We start from the raw sequence: 25,915 nt of genomic DNA, 5'->3' as shown, positions 1-25,915 counted from the left end.
AAATACTTGCAAAGATTCCGGTTGCCTTCCAAACGATCAGCGGCTAGCCTGTATATACAGGTCAGGCGGAAGCATAGATCGTCATGCGGGTCATCTCTTCACAGCAAGCTGCGGATCTTCTCGAAGACGGGATGACTGTCGCTGCTTCCGGTTTTGGAGGATGCTGCCATCCCGAGGCGATCACGGCCGCTGTCGAGGAGCGTTTCCTCGCCTCCGGAAAACCCCGCAACCTGACGCTTCTGTTTGCTGCCAGTACGGGCGATCGGCAGACGCGCGGCATGGGGCACTTCGGGTATGAAGGCCTGGTCGCCTGCGTGATTGCCGGGGGATGGCGCGGAACGCCGCGCCTTGGAAAGCTTGCGATTGAGGAAAAGATCGAAGCGCATTGCTGGCCGCAGGGCGTCATCGCACAGCTCTATCGGGCGATTGCCGCCGGTCAGCCTGGAGTGGTCACCCATATCGGGCTCGGCTCTTTCATGGATCCGCTTCATGGCGGCGGCCGCATGAATGCGACGACACCGCGTTCGCTTGTCGAGCGTGTGTCGTTGCGCGGCAAGGAATGGCTGCTCTATCCGTCGATGCCGCTCGACTGCGTGCTCTTGCGCGGAACGACGGCCGATGAAGACGGGAACATCACCCTCGAGGACGAGGCCTTCCCGCTCGACGTGCTCGCCATGGCACAGGCGGGCCGAAACTCCGGTGGTTTCGTCGTCGTGCAGGTCAAGCGGATTGCCGAGCGCGGCTCGCTGCAGCCCAACGATGTTCGTATCCCGGCGGCGTTGGTCGATTATGTGGTCGTCTGCGATGATCCGGCCCAGCACGGCATCAGTTTCGCCGAGACCGACAATATCGCCTATACGGGGCGCGTCCGGATGGCGGCGAGCCGCCTGCAGCCGGCGCCGCTGTCGGTCGATAAGATTATTCAGCGACGTGCCTTCCTGGAACTGGCGCCGCTGAACCGCCCGACGATCAATCTCGGCATCGGCATTGCCGCCGGGATTGGCCGTATCGCCAGCGAAGAGGGATTCGACGATTATACGGTGACGATCGAATCCGGCGTCATCGGCGGCGTGCCGGCTGAGGAATTGTCCTTTGGCGCCGCGGTCAATCCGACCGCCATCGTCCCACAGGCATCGCAGTTCGACTTTTACGACGGCGGCGGCCTCGATATCGCCTTCCTCGGCATGGCCGAGGTGGATCGGCATGGGGCGGTCAATGTCAGTCGCTTCAACAATTCCATCGTCGGGGTCGGCGGATTCACCAATATCTCGCAGACAGCCAAGCATGTTGTCTATCTCGGCGCATTTTCAGCCGGCGGCGCGCAAATTGTGGTTGCCGAGGGCAGGCTCGACATCGTCAGGGACGGCAGAGTTTGCAAGATCGTCGAGGCTGTCGACCAGATCAGTTCAAGCCCAGCCTTTGCGCCAGAGGGACAGTCACAGCTCGTCGTCACCGAGCGGGCCGTTTTTCGGGCGATCGGCGGATGCTTGACGCTGACGGAGTTCGCCCCCGGTATCGATCTTGCCGCCCATGTTCTGGACCGCCTGCCGAAGGGCATCGCGGTGTCGGACCAGCTGAAGCAGATGGATGCGCGCCTGTTTTCGACCCATGCCATGAAGGACTTTGCCCCATGAAAATCGATGGAGCCGCCATCATCGTCACGGGCTCGGCAACAGGTGTCGGGGCTGCATGCGTGAAGCAATTCGCCGAGGGCGGCGCCCGGGTGGTCGTCAACTATAGCCGCAGCAAAAAAGAGGCCGATGAGACCGGCGATATCTGCCGCAGTCTGGGCGCGGAGGTCGAAATCGTCCAGGCCGACGTTGCCGACGATGCGGCTTGCCGCCGGATGGTCTCGGTTGCCGTCAATCGATGGGGGCGGCTCGACGCCTTGGTGAACAATGCCGCAATGACGGTCAAATCAGATCCTTTCGATCTGGAGACATTGTCGGCCGACGATTTTCAGAACGTTTTCAGCGTTAACGTCATCGGCGCTTATCAGATGTGCCGGGCGGCGGTACCTGCGATGCGTGACAGCGGCGGTGGCGCCATCGTCAACGTCTCATCCAACGTTGCCTTTACCGGCGGCGGCAGCTCGCTTGCCTATACGGCGTCCAAGGGCGCGCTCAATGCGTTGACTTTGGCCTTGGCGCGCACCTGCGGTCCCGATATCCGCGTGAACGCCGTTTGTCCCGGCATCATCGATACGCGCTGGATGCGCGACACGCTCGGGCCGGATGCCTATGGAGCCATTGCCAAGCGATTTTCGGAAACCGCGCCGCTCGGCCGGGTTGCGACACCGGAAGACGTTGCCGGCGCCATTGTCTGGCTTGTTCAAGGGGCAGACTTCGTCACTGGCGAATTGCTTTCCGTTGACGGCGGCATCCGCCTGTCCGGTGGCGTTCGCAAACCCGTGGCATCCGGGGGAGCTGCATCGTGACGCTGTCGGCCCAATCCATCCTCGACTTTCCAGTGCCGCAGGCGACACATGTAGTTACCGCAAAGGATGCCATCCTTTACGCCTTGTCGGTCGGCTACGGCACCGACGGGCCTGACGAAACGGCATTGAAATACGTCTATGAACGCGATCTCGTGACCGCGCCGACCCTTGCCAATATCGTGGCGCATCCAGGCCCATGGATGCAGCAGACGGGCGTCGACTGGGCGCGTCTGGTGCATTCCGAACATCGCCTGACGATCCACCGGCCGGTCCCGCTCGATGTGCCGCTGATCTCTCGGTCGCGCGTCTTGTCGGTGGTCGATCGCGGCGTTGAGAAAGGAATGTTCGTCAGCTTCGAGCGCCTGATTGCAACCGTGGACGGTGACGAGCCAATCGCAACCATCGTCCAGACCAATGCGTGCCGCGGCGACGGTGGATGCGGCTCAGTGGGATCTGCGCCCGAACCCTTGTCGAAAGTCCCCGACAGAGAGGCAGACCTTGAATTCAATGTCGACATCCCTGAAAACGCCGCTCTGCTTTATCGCCTGAACGGCGATCTCAATCCGCTGCATGTCGATCCGCAGGCCGCCGGCAGGAGCGGCTTTGACCGGCCGATCCTACATGGGCTCTGCAGCTTCGGTTATGCTGGCTACGCCATTATCGCTGCCATCGATCCAGGCATGGCGAGCGGCTTGAGCGCCATCGCGGCGCGTTTCAGCGCGCCGATCTTTCCCGGCGAAACGATCACCGTGCAGATATGGCGGAACGATGCCGAGATTCGCTTCCGAGGCCTCGTTGCTTCTCGCGGCGCGACCATCCTCGACAATGGCATGGCGAGGTTGTCATGACGAAAGCGCTCAAGCCGGCCGCCGGCGAGGCGCGCCATTATATCAGGATCAAGGAGCAGATCCTGGCCGAGATCGCCGAGGGCAAGCTGCAGCCGGGAGACCGGGTATCCTCTGAGAGCGAATTGGTGGCGGCATTCGGCGTCAGCCGCATGACGGCGAACCGAGCGCTGCGGGAGTTGATGTTCGAGGGTGTTCTCAAGCGATCCGCCGGGATCGGAACCTTCGTTTCGCCAAAGCACCTCGACGTCGATCTGCTTCAGATCCGCAACATAGCCGACGAAATACTGGAACGGGGCCACAAGCATCAGGCGGCGGTCGTTAAGGCCGGCTTGATGAAGGCGGACGCCAACGTTGCCGATGCGCTCGAACTGACCCTCGGCGCTGAAGTGATGCATTCGCTGATCGTGCATATGGAAAACGATCGGCCGATTCAGGTCGAGGAGCGCTACGTCAATCCCCTGGTCGCGCCCGACTATCTCTCGACCGACTTCCGCAGCATGACGCCGCACGAATATCTGACGAAGGTGGCTCCGATAACGGCGTTCGAACATATCGTCCAGGCCGTCAAGCCGGATACGACGATACGCAAATATCTTGGCCTCAAGAATGACCACCCTTGCCTGCGCGTCTTTCGAAGAACCTGGTCAGGCGAGGCCGTCGTGACCTGTGCGCTTTTATACTATCCCGGCGCGCAATATCGGCTGGAAGCACGGTCCACCAAGGGGCCGTCCAGGCCTGTCGCCATTCTCGGAGAGAAACAGTGAGCGCCACCAATTCTCCATCGATCATCTTCAGCGCGGCGCCGCCGACGATCGAGGATATCGCAGCAATTGCCCGTCGTCACGCAAGGATCGAAATATCCGCCGAGGTCGAGGCCCGGATTGTGGCCGCGCGCGCCGTCGTCGACCGCTACACGGAAAGCGATCTGCCGGTCTATGGCCTGACGACGGGACTTGGAGCGGGGGTCGACACCCGACTTGCAACGGAAGATCTGGTGGCGTTCCAGATGCGTGTGCCGCAAGCCCGCGCGGTCGGCGTCGGAGAGCCGCTTGCGCAGGAATCCGTGCGGGCGATGATGGCCGTCAGGGCCGCCGGCATGGGGGCGGGCGGTTCCGGCGTTTCGCTGAAAGTCTTCCACGGTCTGATTGCCGCCATCAATGCAGGTGTGCATCCTGTCGTCCCCTCATTGGGCTCGATCGGTGCGGCGGATTTGGCGCCGCTTGCCCATATGAGCCGGGGCCTTCTGGGCTTCGGTGAGATCGAGCTTGGCGGCGAAGTGCTGCCGGCCGCCATCGCCCTTGAAAGGGCCGGCCTGAAGCCTCTCGAATTCGCGCCGAAGGACGGGCATGCGCTTGTTGTGGCCAACAGCCTCTCCATCGGCCTTGCCTGCTTGACGCTTGTGGATATCGAGCGGCTCTTCGATTGGTCCCTCAAGGCGATTGCCGTTAATTTCGAAGCGTTCCGGGCCAATGTCAGTGCCTTCGACGACCGCGCTCTGGCGGCGAGACCGGCCTTTGGGCAGCGCCACGTCGCCGCTCAGCTGATGGAGCTTCTTTCGGGCAGCTCCTTGCTTGCCGCCGACGCAGCAAGGCGTCTGCAGGATCCATTGAGCTACCGCTGCACGCCGCAGGTCTGGGGTGCGTTGAGGCATGCGATCGATGAGGCGAGGCAGGCGACTGACATAGAGCTCGTCAGTTCCAGTGACAATCCTGTCGTGATCGCATCCGAGGGCGTCATTCTTTCACACGGCAATTTTGACATGACCGCTTTTGTGCTCGCCTGGGAAAGGCTGGGGCAGGCGATGGCGCATTGTGCGGCAGGCACCGCCTATCGGATCATGAAGATCATGTCGCCTGGCATGTCCGACCTGCCACGCTTCCTGACTCCGATGGGCCAGAGCCGTACCGGTTTTGCGACCGTGCAAAAGACCGTCTCGGCCATGGAAGCCGAAATCCGCCATCTGGCCATGCCGGTTTCGCTTTCGCCCATTCCTGTCGCCGATGGCGTCGAAGACCAGGCATCGATGGCTCCGAGCGTTTTGGCAAAGGCGCAGGCGATCGTCGAGCGCCTGCGCTATCTCACCGCCATCGAACTGATTGCTTCGGTACAGGCCGTCGAGCTCAGAGGCGTCTCAGGCGAATTGGGCAAGGGATCGGCGCAAGCCTATGCCTTTGTCCGCAACCACGTCCCGCCGCTTGAAGAGGATCGCGCGCAAGGGCCGGATTTTGCAACGATTGCCGCATTGATCGGGCGTGGCCCGCAATAAGCCGAGTCCGCCACTGCCCCGGCAAGAAGGGCAGGGCGCCGACCGGTCATGCCGACGGTTATTCCGGGGAATGCCGTCGGTTCGTTCATTGAAAAGTCAACAAGAGGGAATGACTATGAAAAATTGGACAAAAGGCATCTTTGCAGCCGGCATCATGGCAGCCGCCATGTTCCAGTCTGCATCCGCAGAGACCATCAAGGTCGGCAGCAAGAATTTCACCGAGCAGTTTATCCTCGCCGAAATGTACGCCGCCGTTTTGGAAAATGCCGGCATCACCGTCGAGCGCAAGATCAATCTCGGTGGTACGCTGATTGCTCACCAGGCATTGGTGGCCGGCGAGATCGATCTTTATCCGGAATATACCGGCACGGCGCTGGCTTCTGTCGTCAAGGGTGAGATGTCGACCGATGCCGAGAAGGTCTACACGCAGGTCAAGGATTTCTACGCCAAGCAGTTCAACCTCACCTGGCTGAAGCCGAGCGGCATCAACAATGGCTATGTCATCGTCGTCCGACAGGAAACGGCGCAGGCCAACAATCTGAAGAGCCTGTCGGATCTCGCCAAGGTTTCGAAGACCCTGGTCTTCGGCGGCGGCGCTGAATTTCCGGACCGCGCCGATGGCCTGCCCGGCCTTAAGCGTGTCTATGACGCCGAGTTCAAGGAGTTCAAGCAGTTTGCCAAGCTTGGCCTTCGTTATGACGCGCTGGAACAAAAGGACATTGACGTTGCCAATGGCGCCGCGACCGACTGGCAGATCGGCTCGAAGAACCTCGTGCCGCTGGCAGACGACAAGGGTTTGTTTCCGCCCTACTATGTGGCCCCCGTTGTCCGCCAGGACGTGCTGAAGGCCAATCCGAAAGTTGCCGAACTGCTGGAGGCGGTCGGCACCCATCTCGATAACGAGAAAATGCGGGTCCTCAATGCCAAGGTCGAGACCGATCACGAGGAAGCCAAGGACGTGGCGGTCGAATTCCTCAAGGAAAACGGCCTGCTGCCGAAATGATTGTCACAGCCGCGGCCGGGTGTCGATCCGGCCGCGATCTGGCGTGGCGATCCCTTTAGGGTGTTTGTTCGAAAATCCGTCCGTTCAGCAGCCGGACAGGAATGTGGAGAAGCGGGAAATGCAGGAAATCTGGATCGATTATCTCAATGCCCTCGATGCCAAGGCGCTGGCGCTGACGAATGACGAGATTCTCGATGCGGTGTCGAAAGCGCTGGATGCGCAGGGCAGGGGCGAAACCGTCATCGAGCCGCGTGTTCATCTTGTGCCGGAGAGCTCCGACAAAGGCCATTTCAACGTGCTTCGCGGCTATGTCAAAGCGCTGAACTATGCCGGCGTCAAAGTCGTCGGCGATTTCGTCGACAACTATAAGGTCGATCTGCCCTCGGAGCTTGCGGTCCTCAACCTGTTCGATCCGAACACCGGCGTGCCGAAGGCCATCATCGACGCAACTGCTATCACCGACATGCGCACCGGCGCCGTGACCGCCCTTGGCGCAAAATATCTGGCCCGCAAGGACAGCAGGATTCTCGGCCATATCGGTGCCCGCGGAACCTCCTACTGGAATGTCCGCCTTCTCGATCATCTCTTCGACTTCGATGAAATCCGCGTGCATTCGCGCCGCCCGGAAAGTCGCGATGCCTTCGCCAGGCGTCTTGAGGCGGATCTCGGCAAGAAGATCGTCGTCACCGACAATTGGGAGGATTGCCTCAAGGGCGCCGATATCATGGTCGAGGCCAGCCGCCTGCCGGAACCGTCGCCGCTGTTCAAGACGGAATGGGTGAAGAAGGGAGCCTTCGTCGTGCCCTATGGCACGATGAGCGCGCTTGAATTCGATCTCACCGATATCATGGACAAGGTCGTCGTCGACGATTGGGGACAATGCGGCCCCGGCAAGCCGTTCGGAGCGCTTCGCCGTCACGTCGACGAGGGCAAGGTGACGGCCGAGAACCTGCATGCCGAAATCGGCCAGATCGTCTGCGGCATGAAACCCGGCCGAGAGAGCGATGAGGAGACGATCCTGTTCTGGCATCGCGGCCTCAGCACGACCGACGTGGCGCTCGGCGCCGCCATGGTGGAGAAGGCCAGGGAGATGAATATCGGCCAGCGCCTGCGGTTCGCATAAATAGCCATGGTCATGTCCAAGCCAATCGCCTGTTCGAGAATGTATAATCTCAGCCCGCGCATTCGCGGCCTGTGGGACGCGCTGTTTGCGTTGGTCAGCCTACGTTCCGGCGTCGAGCTGGAGATCATCGCCCATCCAGCACCAGCGCCCTTGTCGGCGTTATGGGCGAGGCCGGACATGGGAGCGGTGTTCATGTGCGGCTATCCGTTTTCGCGCATGCCGGAGGGCTTAAGACCGGCGGCCCTTGCGGCACCCGTCTCGAACGAAGCATGGTCTTTGGACCAGCCGTTCTATGCCAGCCACATCCTCGTCGCCTCCACCGGGCCGGTGAAGGCGGTGGCGGATCTCGCTGCGGCACGCTGGGGCTGGACCGTGCGCGATTCCCAATCGGGCTACCACGCGGCGCGTTCCTTCCTTGCCGGCCAGTTTGCCGGGAAAATGAAGCCGAGCATGACGGTCGGACCGCTGCTCAACCCTTCAGGCATTATCGCCGCTCTCAAGGACGGCAGGATCGATGCGGGCGCGATCGACGCTTATGCCTTCCAATTGTTGTCGATGCACGAACGCGACGAAATCGATGGTCTTCGCATTCTAGCGACGACCGATCCGCGTCCTGCGCCGCTGTTGGTTGCCGCGCAAACATTACCCGCGGACATCGCCACAGCGTTACAGCGGAGCCTCGTGACGTTGCATGAAACGCCTGAGGGAGCGGCTGCTTTGAAACGGCTCGGCCTCAGACGATTTTCGGCGGTCGTTCCGTCGGCCTACGATGTTCTGCCGCAGAGAGCCGACGACACCGATCGCAGATTGGGGATCTCATGGTAGACAGGCGAACGAGCGCCCGGACGCGGAGGTCTCGACGATGAAATGGGTCCCTAAACACCTCGATCGGCTATTCGAAGCGCTGTTGGAGCACCTGTATCTCGTTTTTTCCTCGGTCGGCATTGCCCTGGTGATCTCGCTGATCGTCGGGATATGGGCGGCAAGGCGGCCGCGGAGCTTCGCGGTTATCATCATCTTCACCGGTATCCTGTTCGCCGTGCCGAGCCTGGCGCTGTTTGCACTTCTTATTCCTGTCATGGGGATTGGGGCGGCACCCGCCATTACCGGTCTTGCCGCCTACTCGCTGATGATCCTGATCCGCAATATCGGCATGGGGTTTCAGGCAATTCCGCGTGACATACTCGAAGCTGCCGATGGCATGGGCTACGGCACTGCGCGCCGGATCTGGGAGGTCGAGCTGCCACTGGCGATGCCCTATATCGTCGGCGGTATCCGCATTGCCATGGTGACGGTCATCGGCATCGCGACCGTTGCCGCCTATATCAATGCCGGCGGGCTCGGCGTCATCATTTTCGAAGGCATCGACCAGCGGTTTCCCGAAAAGATCATCGCGGGCGGGCTGCTGACGTCATTTCTGGCGCTCTTTGCCGACTACTGTTTTGCATCCTTCGAAAAGCTGCTGCGCCGGCGCAGTGGAGGTAAAGCAGCATGATCGTTATCGATGCATTCAGCTGGATCTTCAGCAACTCCGGCGCCTTCTTCAACGCTTTCAATCGCCATCTTCTGATGTGCGTCCTATCGCTCGGCATCGCTTTCGTCATTGCCGTGCCACTCGGATTTGCCGTAGCACGGGCACCCCGCGCCGCCTTTGCAGTGGTCAATATTGCCGGCGCCTTGCGCTCCATACCGAGCCTTGCGATCCTGTCGGCGGCGATGCCGTTTCTCGGCATCGGATTGTTGCCGTCGGTGGTCGCCCTCATCGTCCTTGCCGTGCCGCCGCTGCTGTTGAGCACGATCATCGGCATCCGGGAGATCGACGCCTCGGTGATCGATGCGGCCGACGGAATGGGTATGAGCGCCGGGCAGATGCTGTGGGAGATCGAACTTCCGCTGGCCGTTCCGTCGATTCTGTCAGGCGTCAGGACGAGTGCCATCCAGGTCATCGGCGGGGCGGCGCTTGCCTCCTTCATCGGCGGCGGTGGGCTTGGCGATTTCATCAATGCCGGCATTGCGATCATGAACATGCCGCGCCTTCTCGTCGGAGCGGTTCCGATCGCCCTGCTCGCGATCTTTGCGGAATTGGCGTTCGGCGCCCTGGAGCGCGTCTTCACTCAACGGCGCTAAGCGGCCGAAAGCGGATATCAGGATGATTCATCTCGACCATGTTACGAAGAATTACGACGGAAGCGGCTCGCATGCGGTCGACAATCTCGATCTCCTGATCGAGACCGGTTCGACGGTTGCACTGATCGGTCCTTCGGGCTGCGGCAAGACCACGACCATGCGGATGATCAATCAGTTGGAGACGCCCACGGCGGGGCGTGTGCTGGTCGATGGCAGAGATATCGCCCGGGTCGATCAGAAAGAGCTGCGCCGCAGCATCGGTTATGTCATCCAGCAAGTCGGTCTGTTTCCGCATATGTCGATCGCGCGCAATGTCGCGACCGTGCCGCGGCTTCTCGGTTGGGAAAAGGCGCGCAGCGATCGCCGGGTCGACGAGCTGCTGGATCTCGTGGGTCTTGATCCGGCCATCATGCGGCAGCGCCTGCCACACGAATTGTCGGGCGGGCAGCGTCAGCGCGTCGGTTTCGCGCGTGCGCTCGCCGCCGACCCTGCAATCATGCTGATGGACGAACCGTTCGGTGCGATCGATCCGATCACTCGCGTTCGGCTTCAGGACGAATTCAGGGATATTCTCAGGAAGGTGAAGAAGACCGTCGTCATCGTCACCCATGACCTCGATGAGGCAATCAAGATGGGTGATCGCATCGCCATCATGCGGGATGGTCGCCTCCTTCAATATGATACCCCGCAGGAAATCCTCGCGCGTCCCGTTAATGAATTCGTCGAGAGTTTCCTCGGTCCCGACCGGGCTATAAAAAGGCTAAGCTTGATTGCCGTATCGATGATCATGACTGCGCCGGAACCGTCGAACGGCGATGCCGAGATTGCCGCTGATGCCACGGTTCACGACGCCTTGGCGCTCATCCTCTCCGGTGAGATGCCGGGCCTGCAGGTCAAAGCCGCAGATGGGACACTTGTCGGGTATTTGTCTCGTGACACCTTATTGCGCGCCAATCGGCTGTAGAGCAATTCGGTCCTGCGTCCGGAATTGTGGTCGAAATGGCCGTAGGCTCCATTCGGAGCCTCGGATTTCGGCACCTCCGAATTTAAGGACCGGTTGCAGGGGCAATCTCCATCTGCGCAGGCCGGCGCTCATCCTGTTGTTGGCCGGAAGGTGGTGGTGCCAGGCCGGTCGGGCGCTTATCGGGCGATGCCGGTGGTGTTTGGGATTGAGCAGCCGACCCCGTCATCTCCGTTCCGATGTTTGGATCTCCATCGGGAGTCTGATCTCGCGCCGCATTCGTCGACGCTTGCAATTTTACTTGGTCCGTGCCGATTGGCTGCGGCGTGATTTTGCCGTCGGACGAAGATATGCGCCAGACGGTATTGCCGGCGTCATCGGCGACGAGCAGCGCTCCCGTTCCGTCGATTTCGACGCCGACCGGCCGCCCCTTCGCCTGGTCGCCCTGGATAAAGCCCGTGATGACGTCCTGCGCCTTGCCGGATGGCTTGCCGTTTTCGAATGGTACGTACACGACTTTGTAGCCGTTGAAGCTGTCCCGATTCCAACTGCCGTGCTCGCCGATGAAGGCGCCGTTGGCGTAGGCGGCCGGCAGCGCGGAATTCATAGAAAAGGTCAGTCCGAGCGCGGCGACATGGCTCGACAGCGCATAATCCGGTGGGATCGCCCTTTCGACCATGTCGGGACGCGGCGGATGCACGCGCGCATCGACATGCTTGCCATAATAACTCCATGGCCAGCCATAGAAACCACCTTCCATGACCGAGGTCATGTAATCGGGAACGAGGTCCGGTCCGAGTTCATCGCGCTCGTTGACGACCGTCCAGAGCACCCCTGTCTCAGGGTTGAAGGTAAGGCCGTTCGGATTGCGCAGACCTGAGGCGAAGACGCGCGCCGCGCCGGTGTGCCGGTCGACCTGCCAGATCGCTGCACGGCCCTTTTCCGCCTCAAGCCCGTTCTCGGCGACGTTGGAATTCGAGCCGACCGAGGCGTAAAGCATCTGCCCATCGGGGCTCAGCGCCAGGTCCTTGGTCCAGTGATGATTGATCGGACCACCGGGCAAGGGCGTCAGAGTTTTCGGTTGGGCGGTGATTCCATTCTGACCAAGTTCATAGGGGTAGGCGAGAATGGCGGACGTCGAGGCGACATAGAGCGTGTTGTCGACCCAGGCGACACCGAACGGCGAATCGAGTTTCTTCAGAAGATCGTGCCTCTCATCCACTTTGCCGTCGCGGTTCGCGTCACGCAGCAGTGTGATGACGTTGCTTTCCTTCTGCTCGCCGCCGCCACCACGAGCGATCGACATGATCCAGCCCCGGATCAAATCCTTCGGCCGTGAGGTCGGTTTGCCGGACGGGCCGCGCGACTGAATCACCAGTACGTCGCCGTTCGGCAAGGTGTGGACTGTCCTCGGATTGGCGAGGTCCTTGGCATAAGCAGTGACCGTCAAACCGTTCGAGGCGGCCGGTGTCTCACCATCCTTCCAGCCAATGACCTCCGCTACCTTCAGATCAGGCAGCAGTGAGGCGGTTGGTTCCGGAAGGACGGGGTTCGGTCCGATCTGCTGAGAGATATCAAAACCTCCGTTCTGGGCATAAGCCGAAAGACCGACGCCGACGGAAATCGACAGAACCGAGGCGCCGAGAATCTGGAACTTTTTCATCATATCCTCCAGGCCAGCCTGGCATATTTTTGAGCGGAAACTGCTGCGGCCACCAGGCACAAGACAAAGGTGAGGGCCGAAAGCATCAGTCCATATGGGACTACGGCCGTCCATCCATCGCCGGCATGGATAAGGTTGTTGGCAAAGGCGAGGCTCAGTATGATCAGATAGAGGAGGGCGGACAGGAGCGGCGGCCGCAAAGGGCGGGTGCGGGGACGCATCAGATCCATCAATCCGGCCAGAATCGCAAGCGAGCCCAACATAAGCCCGGCGAACAGCAACCATGCAGAGAAATTCTGCCACATCAGATTGCCGGTCTGCCAGAAAGCGATATCGGTCGCTAGCGCGAGCGTGAAGCAGACGAAGGGGAACGGGACAAACAGCGACTGCATCGGATAGGCGGCCGAGTCTCGATTGCTGGCGGATATAGCCATGGCATGCTCCGTGGGGCTGAGAGCTTGAGGATGCCTATCCAACCCGCGGCGAGAGCAGATGGTTCCGCTGCCGCACCTTCGAACGAGCAACCTTCGTCGCAAATAACTGCTCACCTGCTCTGTCCCTATCAGCGGCAATAATCCAAGCGCGAGAATCAAACAGTACGCCTTCCCAAACGCCTAAGGCGCTATCGACCTTCCGCCACACAGTCTTTGGTGAAATATATTTCACAGTATGAAGTATATTGACAGCGCTCTGCCGTTGCGATTATCTGCCCATACCGGACTTCGAGGAGGAACTCCGGTCTTCAATGGATCATCGGCAGCCGCTGAGGCGCCGCCGGATATTTGGGAGGGGCTTCGGCCTCGAGGAGGAAACTTGCGCAAATTTCTAAGCACGACCGCATTGGCGGTCCTTGCGTCGACGCTTTTCGCCGGCTTGGCCAGCGCGGACTCGGAAAATCCGTTCCGCTGCAAGCCCGGTGAAAAATACGTCATGAACGTCATGGTATCGGGCGTCGAATATTGGTTCCCGGTCTATGAAATGTTCAAGCAGGCCGGTCAGCAGCTCGGTTGCGAGACCGCCTATACCGGCACGCCGGAATATGACGTCAACAAACAGATCGCCACCTTCGACCAGGCGCTGGCCCAGAACCCGGCCGGTATTCTCGTTCACCCGATGAACTCCGACCCGTTCATCGAGCCGATCAACCGGGCGATCGACCAGGGCACGGCGGTGGTGACCTTCGCGGCTGATGCGCCGCTCTCCAAGCGCATCTCGTTCGTCACGTCGGACAATACCCGCGAAGGCACCTATGCGGCCGACGCAATTGCCGAAAAGATGGGTGGCAAGGGTGAATATGCCGTTCTCGAAAATCCGGGCCAGGACAACCACGACAAGCGTATCGCCGCCTTCATCGCCCGTATGGAGGAAAAATATCCTGACATGAAGCTGGTCGGCCGCGCTGCGTCCAACCAGGACCCGAACAAGGCCTATCAGGGCTTGATGAGCTTGGTGCAGGCACATCCGAACATTGGCGCCGTCTTCATGCCGGAAGCGAACTCGGCCATCGGCGCTTCGCAGGCCAACAAGGAAAGCGGCGGCAAGATCCTCGTGATGTGCGCCGACGTCAACGCCAACATTCTCGACATGATCAAAGCGGGCGAAGTGTTCGGCTCGATCAACCCGAACCAGGGCATGCAGGGTTACATGGGCTTCATGCTCCTGTGGCTTGCCAAGCATCCGGAACTCATTGACCCGATGAACGACGCCAAGCGCGTCGGCTTCAACCCGATGGGCATTCCCTTCGTCGACAACGGCCTGTCGATCGTCACGGCTGCCAATGCCGACGACTTCTACTGGGACAAGTATCTGAAGCGGCGGGGCACCAAAGGCATCGAGGAGTAGACCTTTGTGCCGGCTGTCCGGAGCGTGAAGCTCCGGACAGCCACCGCGAGTGAGGAGGGGACATGATGGCGTTGGTGCCGGTTCTGGAAATCCGCAATGTCAGCAAGCACTTCGGGGCGGTGAAGGCGTTGACGGATGTGAGCTTCAACCTGGAGAAGGGCGAGGTTCATGCGCTTTGCGGCGAAAACGGCGCGGGCAAGTCGACGCTGATGAACATCATTGCCGGCGTGCTGCAGCCGACCGAGGGGGACGTTCTCGTCGATGGCGCGCCGGTAAAGGTGACGTCGCCGGCCGTGGCGCAATCGCTCGGGCTTGGTCTGGTGCATCAGGAAATCGCGCTCTGCCCCGATGCGACGGTGGCCGAAAACATGTTTATGGCCGCTACCAACCGCCGCCGCTCGCCTTTCATGAACTATGGCCGGCTGGAGCGGGATGCGCAGGTCGTGATGAACCGTCTGGCGCCGATCGACGTGCGCCGCAAAGTCGGCGACTTGTCGATTTCCAGCCAGCAGCTTGTCGAGATCGCCAAGGCGCTGACGCTCGATTGCCGGGTGCTGATCTTCGACGAACCGACGGCGGCATTGACGGAATCGGAGGCGCAGATCCTGTTCGCAATCATCCGCGACCTCAAGGCGCAGGGTATTTCGATCATCTATATCAGCCACCGCATGGCCGAAATCTTCAGCCTGTGCGACCGGGTCACCGTGTTTCGCGATGGCCGTTATGTCTCGACGGAGAAGGTGGCGGATTTGACGCCGGATGATGTGGTGCGCCGCATGGTCGGGCGCGAGATCACCCAGCTCTATCCGGAAAAGCAGGCGCCGGCGGAGCGGACCGATGAGATCATCCTGAGCGTTCGCGATCTCGGCGACGGCAGCCGCTTCACGGATGTCAGCTTCGACCTGCGCAAGGGTGAAATTCTCGGCGTCGGCGGGCTGATCGGCTCGGGCCGCACCGAGATAGCCGAAGGTATTTGCGGATTGCGGCCGGTAACCGGCGGCGAGGTGCAATTGCATGGACAGCGGCTTCGGGCGCGCTCTTATGCGCAGGCGGCGCAAGCGGGCGTCGTCTACCTGTCGGAAGACCGGAAAGGCTCCGGCATTTTCCTCGATCTTTCCATCGCCCAGAACATTGCCGTTCTCGATTTGAAATCGCTGACCGGACCGCTGGGACTGTTGAATTCCAAAGCAGAGGCGGATCGTGCCCACAACCTGGTCCGGCGGCTCGGCGTGCGGATGGGTGGCATCGACATGCCGGTCTCATCGCTGTCCGGCGGAAACCAGCAGAAGGTGGCGATTGCGAAGCAGCTGGCGGTCAATCCCAAGGTCATCCTGATGGATGAGCCGACCCGCGGCATCGATGTCGGCGCAAAATCGGAAATCCACCGGCTGCTGCGCGATCTCGCGCGCTCCGGCATCGGCATCGTCGTCATCTCGTCGGAACTGCCGGAGCTTCTCGGTCTGTGCGACCGGGTGCTGGTCATTCACGAAGGCACGGTTGCAGGCGAGGTCGAGGGCGAGGCGATCACGGAGGAAGCGATCATGCGGCTCGCCTCGGGGATCGGCGGCTATAACAATTCAAAGGCATCAGAGCATGCCGCATAGGGAAAAAGCAGGGGCAGGAGACAGGGTCATGGCGGACGCTACATTGGCAACGGCACATCAGGCACGCGCGCCCGGCTGGAAACGGCTGGGGACGATGCGCGAGGCGGGACTGATCGCGATCATCCTGACGCTCTGCATCGCTATGAGCTTCGCCTCGCCGCATTTTCTGACGCTCGGCAATTTCCGGGCGATGCTGATGTCGTTTTCGGTCGAAGGGATCGTCGTCGTCGGCATGACCATTCTGTTGATCGTCGGCGGCATCGACCTGTCGGTCGGCTCGGTCGTCTGCTTCTCGATGGTGCTGTCGGGTTCACTGTTCCTGATGGGGCTCGATCCGTGGAGCGCATCCCTGATCGGCATTGTTGCCAGCGGCCTGATCGGCTGTGTCATGGGCTTCTTCGTCACAATCGTCGGGCTCAACCACTTCATTACCTCGCTTGCGGCCATGGTGATCGTGCGCGGTATCTGCCTGATCATCACCAAGGGCACGCCGCTGTCGCTTTTCACCTTGCCGCCCTCGTTCAAGGCGGTCGGGCAGGGCACATTCTACGGCGTCCCCTATGTGATCCTGATTTTTGTAGCGGTCGTCGTGCTGTTCGATTTCCTGCTGCGCCGGGCAACCGCCTTCCGCAAGGTGTTCTACACCGGCAGCAACGAGAAGGCGGCGCTCTATTCCGGCATCAAGACCAACCAGGTGAAGTTCTGGGTGACGGTGCTCTGCGCCACGCTGTCCGGTGTTGCCGGGGTGATCTACATGTCCCGCTTCGGTGCCGCGACCCCGACCTTTGGCGTTGGCATGGAACTCAACATCATCGCAGCCGCGGTGATCGGCGGTGCGTCGCTGAATGGCGGTTCCGGCACGATCCTCGGGGCAATTCTCGGCATCGCCCTGCTGTCGGTCGTAACAAGCTCGTTGATCTTGCTCGACGTGTCTGTCTATTGGCAAGACATGATCAAAGGCTGCATTCTGCTTGCTGCCGTCTCGATCGACCATTTCCTGCACAAGCGGAAGGCTGCCTGATATGCCGATAGCCAAACTCAAACCCGCAAATGCGCCCCGCGAGGAAATCGTCATCGCCCGGCAGATGCACCAGGCTCTGGTCCTGCATTTCCTCGAGGGACTGACACAGGCGCAGATTGCCGATCAGCTCGGGATCTCGCACGCCACCGTCAACCGGCTGATCAAGCGCGGCCGCCAGCTCGGTCTGGTCGAGATCAAGATCAAGTCTCCAGTCGAGCCGCTGGTCGATATGGAAGAACGGCTACAAGCGCTTGGCGGCATCGGCCGCGCCGTGGTGGTGCCGACAGTGTCCGACAATCCGCAGACGGCGCTCCAAGCCGTCGGTGAAGCGGCAGCGCGGTTGCTGCTGGAAGAGATCACCGATGGCGATACGATCTGCATCACCGGCGGCAAAGGGGTGAGCGCCGTCGTTGCCGGTCTGCAGCCGCCGCGTCGGTTCAATGTCGAGGTCATTCCAGCAACCGGCTGCGTCCAGGGTAAACACTATACCGACGTCAATCATGTCTCGACCTTGATGGCCGATCGGCTTGGGGGACGTTCCTACCAGATCCACGCGCCCCTCTTTGCCGACGATGCCGAGCAGCGGGCGATGCTGATCAATATGCGTTCCGTCGCAGACGTGTTCAAACGGGGGCGCGAAGCGAAGGTGGCGGTGGTCGGCATCGGCTCGATCCTCTCGGACGATTCGAGCTATTACGATCTGCATCCGTCCTCGAGCACCGACCGCGCTGCGATCGAACGGTCCGGCGCCTCCTGCGAATTGCTGGCGCATCTGCTCGATGATCATGGCCAGGTCTGCGACTACAGCCTCAACCGTTCGCTGGTGTCGCTGACGCTGCCGGAATTCGCCTCGATCCCCACCAAGATCGGTGTGGCGAGCGGGCCGAACAAGGCCGGCCCGATCCTCAGCGTTCTACGCGGCAATCATCTCGATACGCTGGTGACCGATGAGGCGACGGGTGCGCGGGTACTGGCGCTGGCGAATGGCGAAGGAAAATGGGCATGAGCGAACAGCAACTGACACGTGAGATCGGCAAATCGGGCGTTTCTGCCTCGGCGGTCGGACTGGGTACCTGGGCGATCGGCGGCTGGATGTGGGGCGGGACCGATGAGGCCGAATCCATCGCCGCCATCCAGGCATCGCTCGATGCCGGCGTGACGCTGATCGACACGGCGCCGGCCTATGGGCTTGGACGTTCCGAGGAGATCGTCGGCAAGGCGCTGACCGGGCGCCGCGACAAGGCTGTCATCGCCACCAAATGCGGTCTTGTCTGGCATACGCAAAAGGGCCGTCATTTCTTCGATCAGGACGGCAAGCCGGTGCACCGTTATCTCGGCCGCGACGCGATCCTGCATGAGGTCGAGGAAAGTCTGAGGCGGCTCGGAACCGACTATATCGACCTCTATATCACTCATTGGCAGGATCCGACGACCTCGATCGAGGAAACGATGCGGGCGCTGGAAGACCTGCGCAGATCGGGCAAGATCCGGGCGATCGGCGCAAGCAATGTCAGCCCCGACGACCTCAATGCCTATATCGCTGCCGGTGGTCTGGATGCGATCCAGGAGCGGTTCAGCATGATCGACCGGGAGATCGAGGCGGAGCTTCTGCCGCTGGCCAGGGCCAACAGCATTGCGACGCTGAGCTACTCGTCGCTGGCGCTGGGGTTGCTGTCCGGCACCATTGGTCCTGACCGTGTGTTCTCAGGCGACGACCAGCGCAAGGGCAATCCGCGCTTTTCGGTCGGCAACCGCCAGAAGGCAACGTTGCTGGCCGACGCCATCCGGCCCGTCGCCGAAAAACACGGCGCCAGCATCGCCCAGATCGTGATTGCGTGGACGTTGGCGCAGCCGGGCGTCACCTTTGCACTTTGCGGGGCGCGCAATCCGGCACAAGCGCTCGACAATGCGCGGGCCGGGACGATCCGGCTGGATGCGGCCGATCTTGCGGCCATCGATACGGCCATAGCGGCGAAACTGACTGACATGGACAGGTAGCGGATCGCCATCATGAAACGGCAAGAGATATTGGACGGGCTCCGCCAGAGCCCGAAGGTGGACGTCTGTATCATCGGCGGCGGCATCAACGGCATCAGCGTCTTTCGGGAGCTGTCGCTGCAGGGGCTGAATGTGCTGCTCGTCGAGAAACACGACTATTGCTCCGGGGCCAGTTCGGCGCTGTCGCGCATGGTGCATGGCGGGCTTCGCTATCTTGAAAACGGCGAATTCAAGCTGGTGCAGGAATCGCTGGTCGAGCGGGACCGGCTGCTGCGCAATGCGCCGCATTACGTCGCGCCGCTGCCGACGACGGTGCCGGTGTTCGATATCTTTTCCGGCCTCGGCAATGGCATCGTCCGCTTCCTGGGTCTCAGCCGCCGCCCGAGCCGGCGTGGCGCTATCGCCATCAAGGCGGGCCTGAGCATCTATGATTTCCTGACCCGCAAACGGGCGCTGATGCCGCGCCACCAGTTCCGCGGCCGGCGCAGAACGCTTGCCAAATGGCCGGCGCTCAATCCCGACATCAAGAGTTCGGCCACCTATTTCGACGCCTGGGTCAGCCATCCGGAGCGGCTGGGCATCGAGCTTCTGCAGGATGGTCTTTCGACAAAGTTCGGAGCGATGGCGCTGAACTATGCGGAACTGCAGCGGACAGAGGATGGTCAGTACCGCGTCGAAGACCAGGTCGGCGGCGCGTCCATTGCCGTCGAACCGACGCTGATCATCAACGCCACCGGCGGCTGGATAGACATCGCCAATCAGACCCTGTTTTCGCCAGAAGGGCGGCCGGCTCCGCTGATGGGCGGCACCAAGGGCTCGCATCTGATCGTCGACAATGCGGACCTGCGCGACGCGCTCGCCGATCACATGATCTACTATGAGAACGAGGACGGGCGGATCTGTATCCTGTTTCCCTATCTCGGCAAGGTTCTCGTCGGTTCGACCGATATCCGCGTCGACGATCCGGAAACGGTCCGCTGCGAGGCGGACGAGCGGGATTATATCCTGCAATCGCTCGCCTTCGTGCTGCCTGATATCGCCATCCGGCCGGAACAGATCGTTTTCCAGTTTTCCGGCGTGCGGCCGCTGCCGGCCAGCACCGACAGTTTTACCGGGCGCATTCCGCGCGATCATTTCTGCACGGTCGTAGAGCCGAAGGATGGCAGCCCACCGGTTCTATGCATGATCGGCGGCAAGTGGACGACATTCCGATCCTTCGGGGAACTGGCGGCTGACATGGCTCTGGAACGGCTAGGCAGGCGGCGCCGCGTTCAGACAACCGATCGGCCGATCGGCGGCGGTCGGGCGTTTCCCGCCAACGCACCCGCCTGGCTAACGCAGGTGGCGGCCAGCAAAGGCCTTTCCATCCGGCGCATGGCTGAGCTGTTTGCTCGATACGGCACGGATGCCGAGGCGGTTGCCGGCTTCATCGCCGCTGGCCCCGATGCAGTGTTGCCGCACGCCGGCTACTCGGTGCGCGAGTTGCAGTTCCTGATCCGCTGCGAAGCGGTGGAACATCTGGACGACCTGCTTTTGCGGCGCACGACGCTGGCCGTTTCGGGCGAGCTTTCGCTCGAGATGATGGATGCCGTACTCGACCTGCTGGCGCAGGAAAAGCATTGGACGCTCGCGCATCGCACCCGTGAGCGCGACCGTTTTCTCACCCTTCTCACCGAACGCCACGGCGTCGACGAAGACATGCTTTCGGCAAGGAACGAACCAAGGAGCATAGAATGCGACACAACAGCAAAGTCCGGATGAACCGGCTGTTCGGCGGCGGCCGCTGCCTCGACGTGGCGATCGATCACGGCGTCTGCAACGAACCGTCCTTCCTCAACGGGCTGGAGGACATTCAGGCCGTCGTCAAGGCGCTGGTTTCTGCCGGGCCGGATGCGATCCAGATGAATTACGGTCAGGCGGACTTGCTGCAGGACGTGCCCGGCAAGGACAAGCCGGCGCTGGTCATGCGCATCGACATGGGCAATCCCTATAACCGGATCCGCCACCGCGACATGTGGGCGGTGCTGCAGAACGAGGCCGAGCCGTTGATCGGCGCGATCGAAATGGATGCGGCCTGCGTCGTCGTCAACCTGTTCATGCTGCCGGACGAGTCGGACCTGTTCCGCCAATGCGTGCAGAACATTTCCCGGGTGCGGGCCGATTGCGACAAGTATGGCATGCCGCTGATGATCGAGCCGCTGGTAATGCAGCCGATCACCGAAAAGGGCGGTTACATGGTCGATGGCGATGCCGACAAGATCGTTACCTTGACGCGGCTCGCCCGCGAGATGGGGGCGGATATCGTCAAGGCGGATCCGACCACCAATGCCGAGGATTTCCACAGAGTGGTGGAAGCAGCCCGTTGCCCGGTTCTCGTCCGCGGCGGCGGCAAGGAAGATCTTCGTGCCGTCTTCGACAAATCCGCAGCATTGATGCGACAGGGCGCAATGGGCATGGTCTATGGGCGCAACATCTATCAGCACGCCAATCCGAGTGCCGTGGTGCGCGGGCTGATGGCGATCGTGCATGAGGATGCGAGCGGTGAACAGGCCTTTGCGCTCTACCAGCAGGGCTGAGCAGCGATTTCGAATCTTGGGAGGGGTTCTGCATGGGAAACTATCTTTTAGGGCTCGACGCCGGAAACACCGTCATCAAGGCGGTGATTTTCGACCGGGAGGGCAACGAGATCGCGGCTGCGTCGGAAGAGGGACACAGCCGCATGCCGAGCCCGGGGCATGTCGAGCGGGGTCTGGACGAATTATGGGCGAATGCCCGGCAGGTCATCCGTGCCTGCGTTGAAAATGCAAGGATCCAGCCAGAGGAAATCGCCGCGATCGGTTGCGCCGGGCATGGCAACGGTCTCTATGCGCTTGATCGCGACGGCGCTCCGCTCATCGGCATCCAGTCGCTCGACACGCGGGCGGCCGGGCTGGTCGATGAATGGCGAGAAGCCGGCGTTGGTGACCGGACCTATCCGATTGCCCGCCAGCGCCCGTGGCCATCCCAGACGCCGACATTGCTTGCCTGGCTGAAGCGTCACCGGCCGGAACTGTTCAACCGCATCGGTACCGTGTTCTTCTCCAAGGATTTCGTCGTCAACCGCCTGACCGGTCGCCGCGTCAGCGAAGTATCCGACATGTCGGGGGCCGGTCTGCTCGATCTTGCCGCGCGCCGCTACGACAAGGCACTGATGGAGGCCTATGGACTGGACGATTGCATGGACCTCTTGCCGCCGCTTATCGAAAGCGCCGACATTGCCGGTACGGTAACGGAAGAGGTGGCGACGCAAACCGGGCTCGCCGCCGGTACGCCTGTGGTCGGCGGGCTGTTCGACGTCGTCGCCTCGGCGCTCGGCTCGGGCGTTTCGCGCACCGGCAGCGCCTCGATCATTGCCGGCACCTGGAGCATCAACCAGGTCATCATAGACGGTCCCGACCTCGATGGGCCGGTCTTCATGTCCTCGACCTTCGATCGCACCCGCTACATGGCGATGGAGAACAGCGCCACCTCGGCTGCCAATCTCGAATGGCTGGTGCGGGAGTTCTTCGAAGGCGAGCACGCGGCAGGCGTTTCGCCCTTCGATGCCTGCTGCGCGCTGGCCGGGGCAATCGAGCCCGCGGCCGACGACCCGCTCTACCATCCATATCTCTATGGCGCCCAGCAGGACGGCCACGCCCGCGCCGGCTTCTACGGCATTGCCGGCTGGCACAGCAAGGGACATCTCGTTCGCGCGCTTCTTGAAGGTGTCGCCTTCGGTCATCGCCAGCACATCGAGACGATCCGAAAGGCCGGGGCGGTCTTCAACGAGGCCGTGCTCTCCGGTGGCGGCTCGCGCAGCCTGATCTGGCCACAGATCTTTGCCGATGTGCTCGGCGTACCCGTCACTGTCGCCCGCTCGCGCGAAACCGGTGCACTGGGCGCGGCGATCGCGGCCGGAACCGGCGTCGGCCTCTTCGCGGATTTCGGCGCTGGTGCTGCGGCGATGGTCCGGACCGAGCGGCATTATCGCCCGGATGTCTCGCTCGAGGCGCATTATGCGCGGCGCTCCGCGCTCTATCAGGATATCGCCGAGGCGATGGCGCCGCTCTGGCGGCGTCTGACGGCGGTCCCGCCGGCGGAAGCGGGAGCGGCGGCGTGAATATGCGTGTGGATGATGCAGCCATTGATGCGGGAAGCTACGACTTCATCATCGTCGGCGCGGGATCGGCCGGATGCGTTCTGGCCAACCGACTGTCGGCCGATCCGAAAAGCCGCGTTCTTCTGCTCGAGGCCGGCGGCAGCGACCGGTATCATTGGGTGCATGTGCCGATCGGTTATCTCTACTGCATGGGCAATCCACGCACCGATTGGATGATGAGGACGGCGGCGGAGGCCGGATTGAACGGTCGGTCACTGCCCTATCCGCGTGGAAAAGTGCTGGGCGGCTGCTCGTCGATAAACGGCATGATCTATATGCGCGGCCAGGCGGCGGATTACGACGGCTGGCGGCAGGCGGGCAATTTCGGCTGGGGCTGGGACGACGTGCTGCCCTATTTCCTGAAATCCGAGGACAACTATCGGGGCCAGTCGCGCATGCATGGGGCAGGCGGTGAATGGCGGGTGGAAAAGCAGCGGCTGTCCTGGCCGATCCTCGATGCCTTTCGCGATGCGGCCGAAGAACTCGGCATCCCGAAGACCGACGATTTCAACGATGGCGACAATGAAGGCTCGGGTTATTTCGAGGTCAACCAGCGCGGTGGGCTGCGCTGGAACACGACGAAGGCGTTTCTACGCCCGGCTTTGAAGCGGCCCAATCTGCGCGTGCTGACCGGCGCCGAAACCGAGCGGCTGGAATTCGACGGCAGAATGGTGACCGGCGTACGGTTCCGGCTGAACGGGAACAGTCATCTGGCTCGAGTCGGTCGCGAGGTCATCCTGTCTGCCGGTGCGATCAATTCGCCGAAAATCCTGGAGCTTTCCGGGGTCGGTCGACCGGATGTGCTGTTCGCTGCCGGACTGGGCGTCGCCCATGAACTTCCGGGTGTCGGCGAAAACCTGCAGGACCATCTGCAAATCCGGACGGTCTTCCGCATCGAGGGCGCAAAGACGCTGAACCAGCTCTATCACAATCTATTCACCCGGGCGGGCATGGGGTTTGAATATATGCTGCGCCGGTCCGGGTCGCTGTCGATGGCGCCGAGCCAGCTCGGTATCTTCGCCAAGAGCGATCCGGCCGTTGCGACCGCCGATCTCGAATATCACGTGCAGCCCTTGAGCACCGACCGGCTCGGCGAGCCGCTGCACAAATTTCCCGCCGTCACCGTCTCCGTCTGCAATTTGCGGCCGGAGAGCCGGGGGACCGTGCATGTTGGCGGCCCGGACTTTTCGGTGGCGCCGGAAATCCGCCCGAATTATCTTTCGACCGTCGGCGACCGGATGGTTGCGACGAAATCGATCCGGCACGCCCGCCGGCTCATGGAGGCTGGTGCGATCGCCAAGTACCGGCCGCAGGAGATGCTGCCGGGCACGGAGTACCGGACTGACGAGGAACTGATCCGTCGCGTCGGCGATATCGCCACAACGATCTTCCATCCTGTCGGTACCTGCAAGATGGGCAGCGACATGATGGCGGTTGTCGATCCGCAATTGCGGGTGCATGGGCTGGCGAAACTGCGGGTGGTCGATGCCTCGATCATGCCGACGATCGTGTCGGGCAACACCAACTCGCCGGTGATCATGATTGCCGAGAAGGCCGCGAATAGCATTCTATCAGGGGCGTGATCTAATCAGCTCATCGCATCGTCTAAAGCGAATGCACGGAACATCCTTTGTCAGAGAGAAAATCCTCTGATTGCCGCCACTGCGCTGGCATGAGCGTCCTCACCCGTCATTCAGGCTTCAAAGGCGCGGACATCAAACGACACGGCCAGGCTCAATCGTCGGCGTTTCGGCTCAAAGCACAAAACGGTGCAGCGGCTTGCGACAACGACATGCGTAACACAAAGCCCTAAAGCGCGAAGATCACCACGCGCTTTAGAGTACGAAGGCATTCGCGCCCCCGACTCGTGACGATGAGCCCAACCCGCTCAACGCAGGCTGGGCCATCTTCGATTTCGATCAGAGCGTCGAGACGTTCTCAGCCTTCGATTTTCCGGTCTTGCGATCCTGTCCAACTTCGAAGCTGACCTTGTCGCCTTCGCGGAGCGACCCGCCGCTCTGCAGCGCAGACACGTGAACAAAAACGTCCTGGCCGCCACCCTCGGGGGTGATGAAGCCGAAGCCCTTGTCGTCATTGAAGAATTTAACGGTACCTGTCGGCATGAGATAACTATTTCCTTGTATCGTTCGACGATTTGCGAAGGCGAAACTATAGCTTCGGGGCTTCTCTATCAACCCTTTAGCACGCCTACGGCTCTTTGAATGTAAAAAGATATCAGCTCCGACGAAGCTCAATGCGGCTCGTCACAACCGATCGACCCGTCCCGGGGTCGGTATCGATGGTTGTGAGACGCATGCCCGACGCCCCGGTTTTTTCGATCGTCATCTGCGCACGTCGGTCACCATTCACTTCTTTCGCCCATTTGATCGCCAGGTTTATGGCATTACCAGCGCGTTTTCCGCCGAGGCCCGCGGTGCCGGTGCCGGCGCCCACGTAGGAGCCGGTGTAGGTTTCACCGCTGGCCTTGAGGTTAGCGCTGATGACACGGGAAAAAATGGCGAGACTGGTGCAGCGCCCATTGAGTGCAAGGGAACTTGCATTCGCATCCGACTTGAAACGGCAAGTGACTTTCAAGGTGGGTGCATTTGTCCGCACTTTCACCGTACCCTTACCGCTCCAATTTCCTGCCAATGTCTTGAGGAAAGCAGACTCGTCGGCATTGGCGGAGCCGGCCATGAGCATTGACGCCGTCGCAGCGGCGATGGCACAGGCAAGGACATTGATCATCTGAGTAACTTTCGGGCCGCTTAACATCCGCATCATGACGCTCGGCTCTTCGAGGAGGAGGGTGTCATATAACCACTCGGCGGTGAATTGGTTCCGT

General features: G+C 61.3%; 24 protein-coding genes. 20 read left to right on the top strand and 4 right to left on the bottom strand.

Annotated features, from left to right (window positions below):
• Positions 1 to 83: 83 nt before the first annotated feature.
• From BA011_RS27425 to BA011_RS27375, 11 genes are all read left to right on the top strand, one after another.
• Positions 84 to 1,634: an acyl CoA:acetate/3-ketoacid CoA transferase gene (locus BA011_RS27425; RefSeq protein ID WP_065283114.1), complete on the top strand. Its 1,551-nt coding sequence runs from the start codon at positions 84 to 86 to the stop codon at positions 1,632 to 1,634.
• Positions 1,631 to 2,437, top strand: coding sequence for an SDR family NAD(P)-dependent oxidoreductase (locus BA011_RS27420; protein ID WP_065283113.1), 807 nt, complete (start codon positions 1,631 to 1,633; stop codon positions 2,435 to 2,437). The genes BA011_RS27425 and BA011_RS27420 overlap by 4 nt, the downstream gene beginning before the upstream one ends.
• Positions 2,434 to 3,285: a MaoC family dehydratase gene (locus BA011_RS27415; RefSeq protein WP_065283112.1), complete on the top strand. Its 852-nt coding sequence runs from the start codon at positions 2,434 to 2,436 to the stop codon at positions 3,283 to 3,285. Before BA011_RS27420 ends, BA011_RS27415 begins: the two co-directional genes overlap by 4 nt.
• Positions 3,282 to 4,049: a histidine utilization repressor gene (gene hutC, locus BA011_RS27410; protein WP_065283111.1), complete on the top strand. Its 768-nt coding sequence runs from the start codon at positions 3,282 to 3,284 to the stop codon at positions 4,047 to 4,049. The genes BA011_RS27415 and hutC overlap by 4 nt, the downstream gene beginning before the upstream one ends.
• On the top strand, positions 4,046 to 5,551 hold the full coding sequence (locus BA011_RS27405) for an HAL/PAL/TAL family ammonia-lyase (RefSeq protein WP_065283110.1): 1,506 nt from the start codon (positions 4,046 to 4,048) through the stop codon (positions 5,549 to 5,551). Before hutC ends, BA011_RS27405 begins: the two co-directional genes overlap by 4 nt.
• Positions 5,552 to 5,666: 115 nt before the next feature.
• Positions 5,667 to 6,554: a glycine betaine ABC transporter substrate-binding protein gene (locus BA011_RS27400; protein ID WP_003550056.1), complete on the top strand. Its 888-nt coding sequence runs from the start codon at positions 5,667 to 5,669 to the stop codon at positions 6,552 to 6,554.
• 118 nt (positions 6,555 to 6,672) lie between these two features.
• Complete coding sequence (locus tag BA011_RS27395) at positions 6,673 to 7,677, top strand: ornithine cyclodeaminase family protein (RefSeq protein WP_065283109.1); 1,005 nt, start codon at positions 6,673 to 6,675, stop codon at positions 7,675 to 7,677.
• Between the two features lie 6 nt (positions 7,678 to 7,683).
• Positions 7,684 to 8,502, top strand: coding sequence for a phosphate/phosphite/phosphonate ABC transporter substrate-binding protein (locus tag BA011_RS27390; RefSeq protein WP_065283108.1), 819 nt, complete (start codon positions 7,684 to 7,686; stop codon positions 8,500 to 8,502).
• Positions 8,503 to 8,539: 37 nt separating this feature from the next.
• A complete protein-coding gene (locus tag BA011_RS27385; protein WP_065283107.1) occupies positions 8,540 to 9,172 on the top strand; it encodes an ABC transporter permease in 633 nt (210 codons plus the stop codon).
• Entirely contained in the window at positions 9,169 to 9,804 is a 636-nt protein-coding gene (locus BA011_RS27380; protein WP_065283106.1) for an ABC transporter permease, read from the top strand. Before BA011_RS27385 ends, BA011_RS27380 begins: the two co-directional genes overlap by 4 nt.
• 22 nt (positions 9,805 to 9,826) lie before the next feature.
• Positions 9,827 to 10,768 (top strand): ABC transporter ATP-binding protein, encoded by a 942-nt coding sequence (locus tag BA011_RS27375; RefSeq protein WP_065283105.1) that lies wholly within the window; start codon positions 9,827 to 9,829, stop codon positions 10,766 to 10,768.
• An 82-nt stretch (positions 10,769 to 10,850) separates the two neighbouring features.
• Here the strand turns inward: BA011_RS27375 and BA011_RS27370 are convergent, their stop codons facing one another.
• Together BA011_RS27370 and BA011_RS27365 are read right to left on the bottom strand one after the other, a co-directional pair.
• Entirely contained in the window at positions 10,851 to 12,428 is a 1,578-nt protein-coding gene (locus tag BA011_RS27370; protein WP_065283104.1) for a PQQ-dependent sugar dehydrogenase, read from the bottom strand.
• Positions 12,428 to 12,862 (bottom strand): DUF2231 domain-containing protein, encoded by a 435-nt coding sequence (locus BA011_RS27365; protein ID WP_065283103.1) that lies wholly within the window; start codon positions 12,860 to 12,862, stop codon positions 12,428 to 12,430. The genes BA011_RS27370 and BA011_RS27365 overlap by 1 nt, the downstream gene beginning before the upstream one ends.
• Positions 12,863 to 13,241: 379 nt before the next feature.
• Between BA011_RS27365 and BA011_RS27360 the strand changes: the two genes are divergently transcribed.
• The 9 genes from BA011_RS27360 to BA011_RS27320 all read left to right on the top strand — a co-directional run bounded on the left by BA011_RS27360 (position 13,242) and on the right by BA011_RS27320 (position 24,653).
• Positions 13,242 to 14,270 carry a substrate-binding domain-containing protein gene (locus tag BA011_RS27360; protein ID WP_065283102.1) on the top strand — a complete coding sequence of 343 codons (1,029 nt, stop codon included), beginning with the start codon at positions 13,242 to 13,244 and terminating at the stop codon, positions 14,268 to 14,270.
• 65 nt (positions 14,271 to 14,335) lie between these two features.
• Positions 14,336 to 15,874, top strand: coding sequence for a sugar ABC transporter ATP-binding protein (locus BA011_RS27355; protein ID WP_065283539.1), 1,539 nt, complete (start codon positions 14,336 to 14,338; stop codon positions 15,872 to 15,874).
• Positions 15,875 to 15,902: 28 nt separating this feature from the next.
• On the top strand, positions 15,903 to 16,895 hold the full coding sequence (locus tag BA011_RS27350; protein WP_151343596.1) for an ABC transporter permease: 993 nt from the start codon (positions 15,903 to 15,905) through the stop codon (positions 16,893 to 16,895).
• A gap of 1 nt (position 16,896) precedes the next feature.
• Complete coding sequence (locus BA011_RS27345; protein ID WP_065283100.1) at positions 16,897 to 17,901, top strand: sugar-binding transcriptional regulator; 1,005 nt, start codon at positions 16,897 to 16,899, stop codon at positions 17,899 to 17,901.
• Positions 17,898 to 18,893, top strand: a complete 996-nt coding sequence (locus BA011_RS27340; protein ID WP_065283099.1) for an aldo/keto reductase — start codon at positions 17,898 to 17,900, stop codon at positions 18,891 to 18,893. Before BA011_RS27345 ends, BA011_RS27340 begins: the two co-directional genes overlap by 4 nt.
• 12 nt (positions 18,894 to 18,905) lie before the next feature.
• Entirely contained in the window at positions 18,906 to 20,654 is a 1,749-nt protein-coding gene (locus BA011_RS27335) for a glycerol-3-phosphate dehydrogenase/oxidase (protein ID WP_065283098.1), read from the top strand.
• Positions 20,627 to 21,469, top strand: a complete 843-nt coding sequence (locus BA011_RS27330) for a class I fructose-bisphosphate aldolase (RefSeq protein ID WP_065283097.1) — start codon at positions 20,627 to 20,629, stop codon at positions 21,467 to 21,469. Before BA011_RS27335 ends, BA011_RS27330 begins: the two co-directional genes overlap by 28 nt.
• Positions 21,470 to 21,501: 32 nt before the next feature.
• Positions 21,502 to 23,031, top strand: coding sequence for an FGGY-family carbohydrate kinase (locus BA011_RS27325; protein ID WP_065283096.1), 1,530 nt, complete (start codon positions 21,502 to 21,504; stop codon positions 23,029 to 23,031).
• 2 nt (positions 23,032 to 23,033) lie between these two features.
• The gene (locus tag BA011_RS27320) at positions 23,034 to 24,653 is read left to right on the top strand and encodes a GMC family oxidoreductase (protein WP_420493447.1); all 1,620 of its coding nucleotides are present in this window, start codon (positions 23,034 to 23,036) and stop codon (positions 24,651 to 24,653) included.
• Between the two features lie 336 nt (positions 24,654 to 24,989).
• Here BA011_RS27320 and BA011_RS27315 read toward each other — a convergent pair whose 3' ends face one another.
• Positions 24,990 to 25,193, bottom strand: coding sequence for a cold-shock protein (locus BA011_RS27315; protein ID WP_003550088.1), 204 nt, complete (start codon positions 25,191 to 25,193; stop codon positions 24,990 to 24,992).
• 112 nt (positions 25,194 to 25,305) lie between these two features.
• On the bottom strand, positions 25,306 to 25,818 hold the full coding sequence (locus BA011_RS27310) for a hypothetical protein (RefSeq protein WP_065283537.1): 513 nt from the start codon (positions 25,816 to 25,818) through the stop codon (positions 25,306 to 25,308).
• Positions 25,819 to 25,915 lie beyond the last annotated feature (97 nt).

The organism is Rhizobium leguminosarum, from assembly GCF_001679785.1.
GTDB classification, from domain to species: domain Bacteria; phylum Pseudomonadota; class Alphaproteobacteria; order Rhizobiales; family Rhizobiaceae; genus Rhizobium; species Rhizobium leguminosarum_R.
The sequence above is the reverse complement of the archived record's forward strand: the minus strand, read 5'-3'. Positions and strand labels throughout refer to the sequence as shown.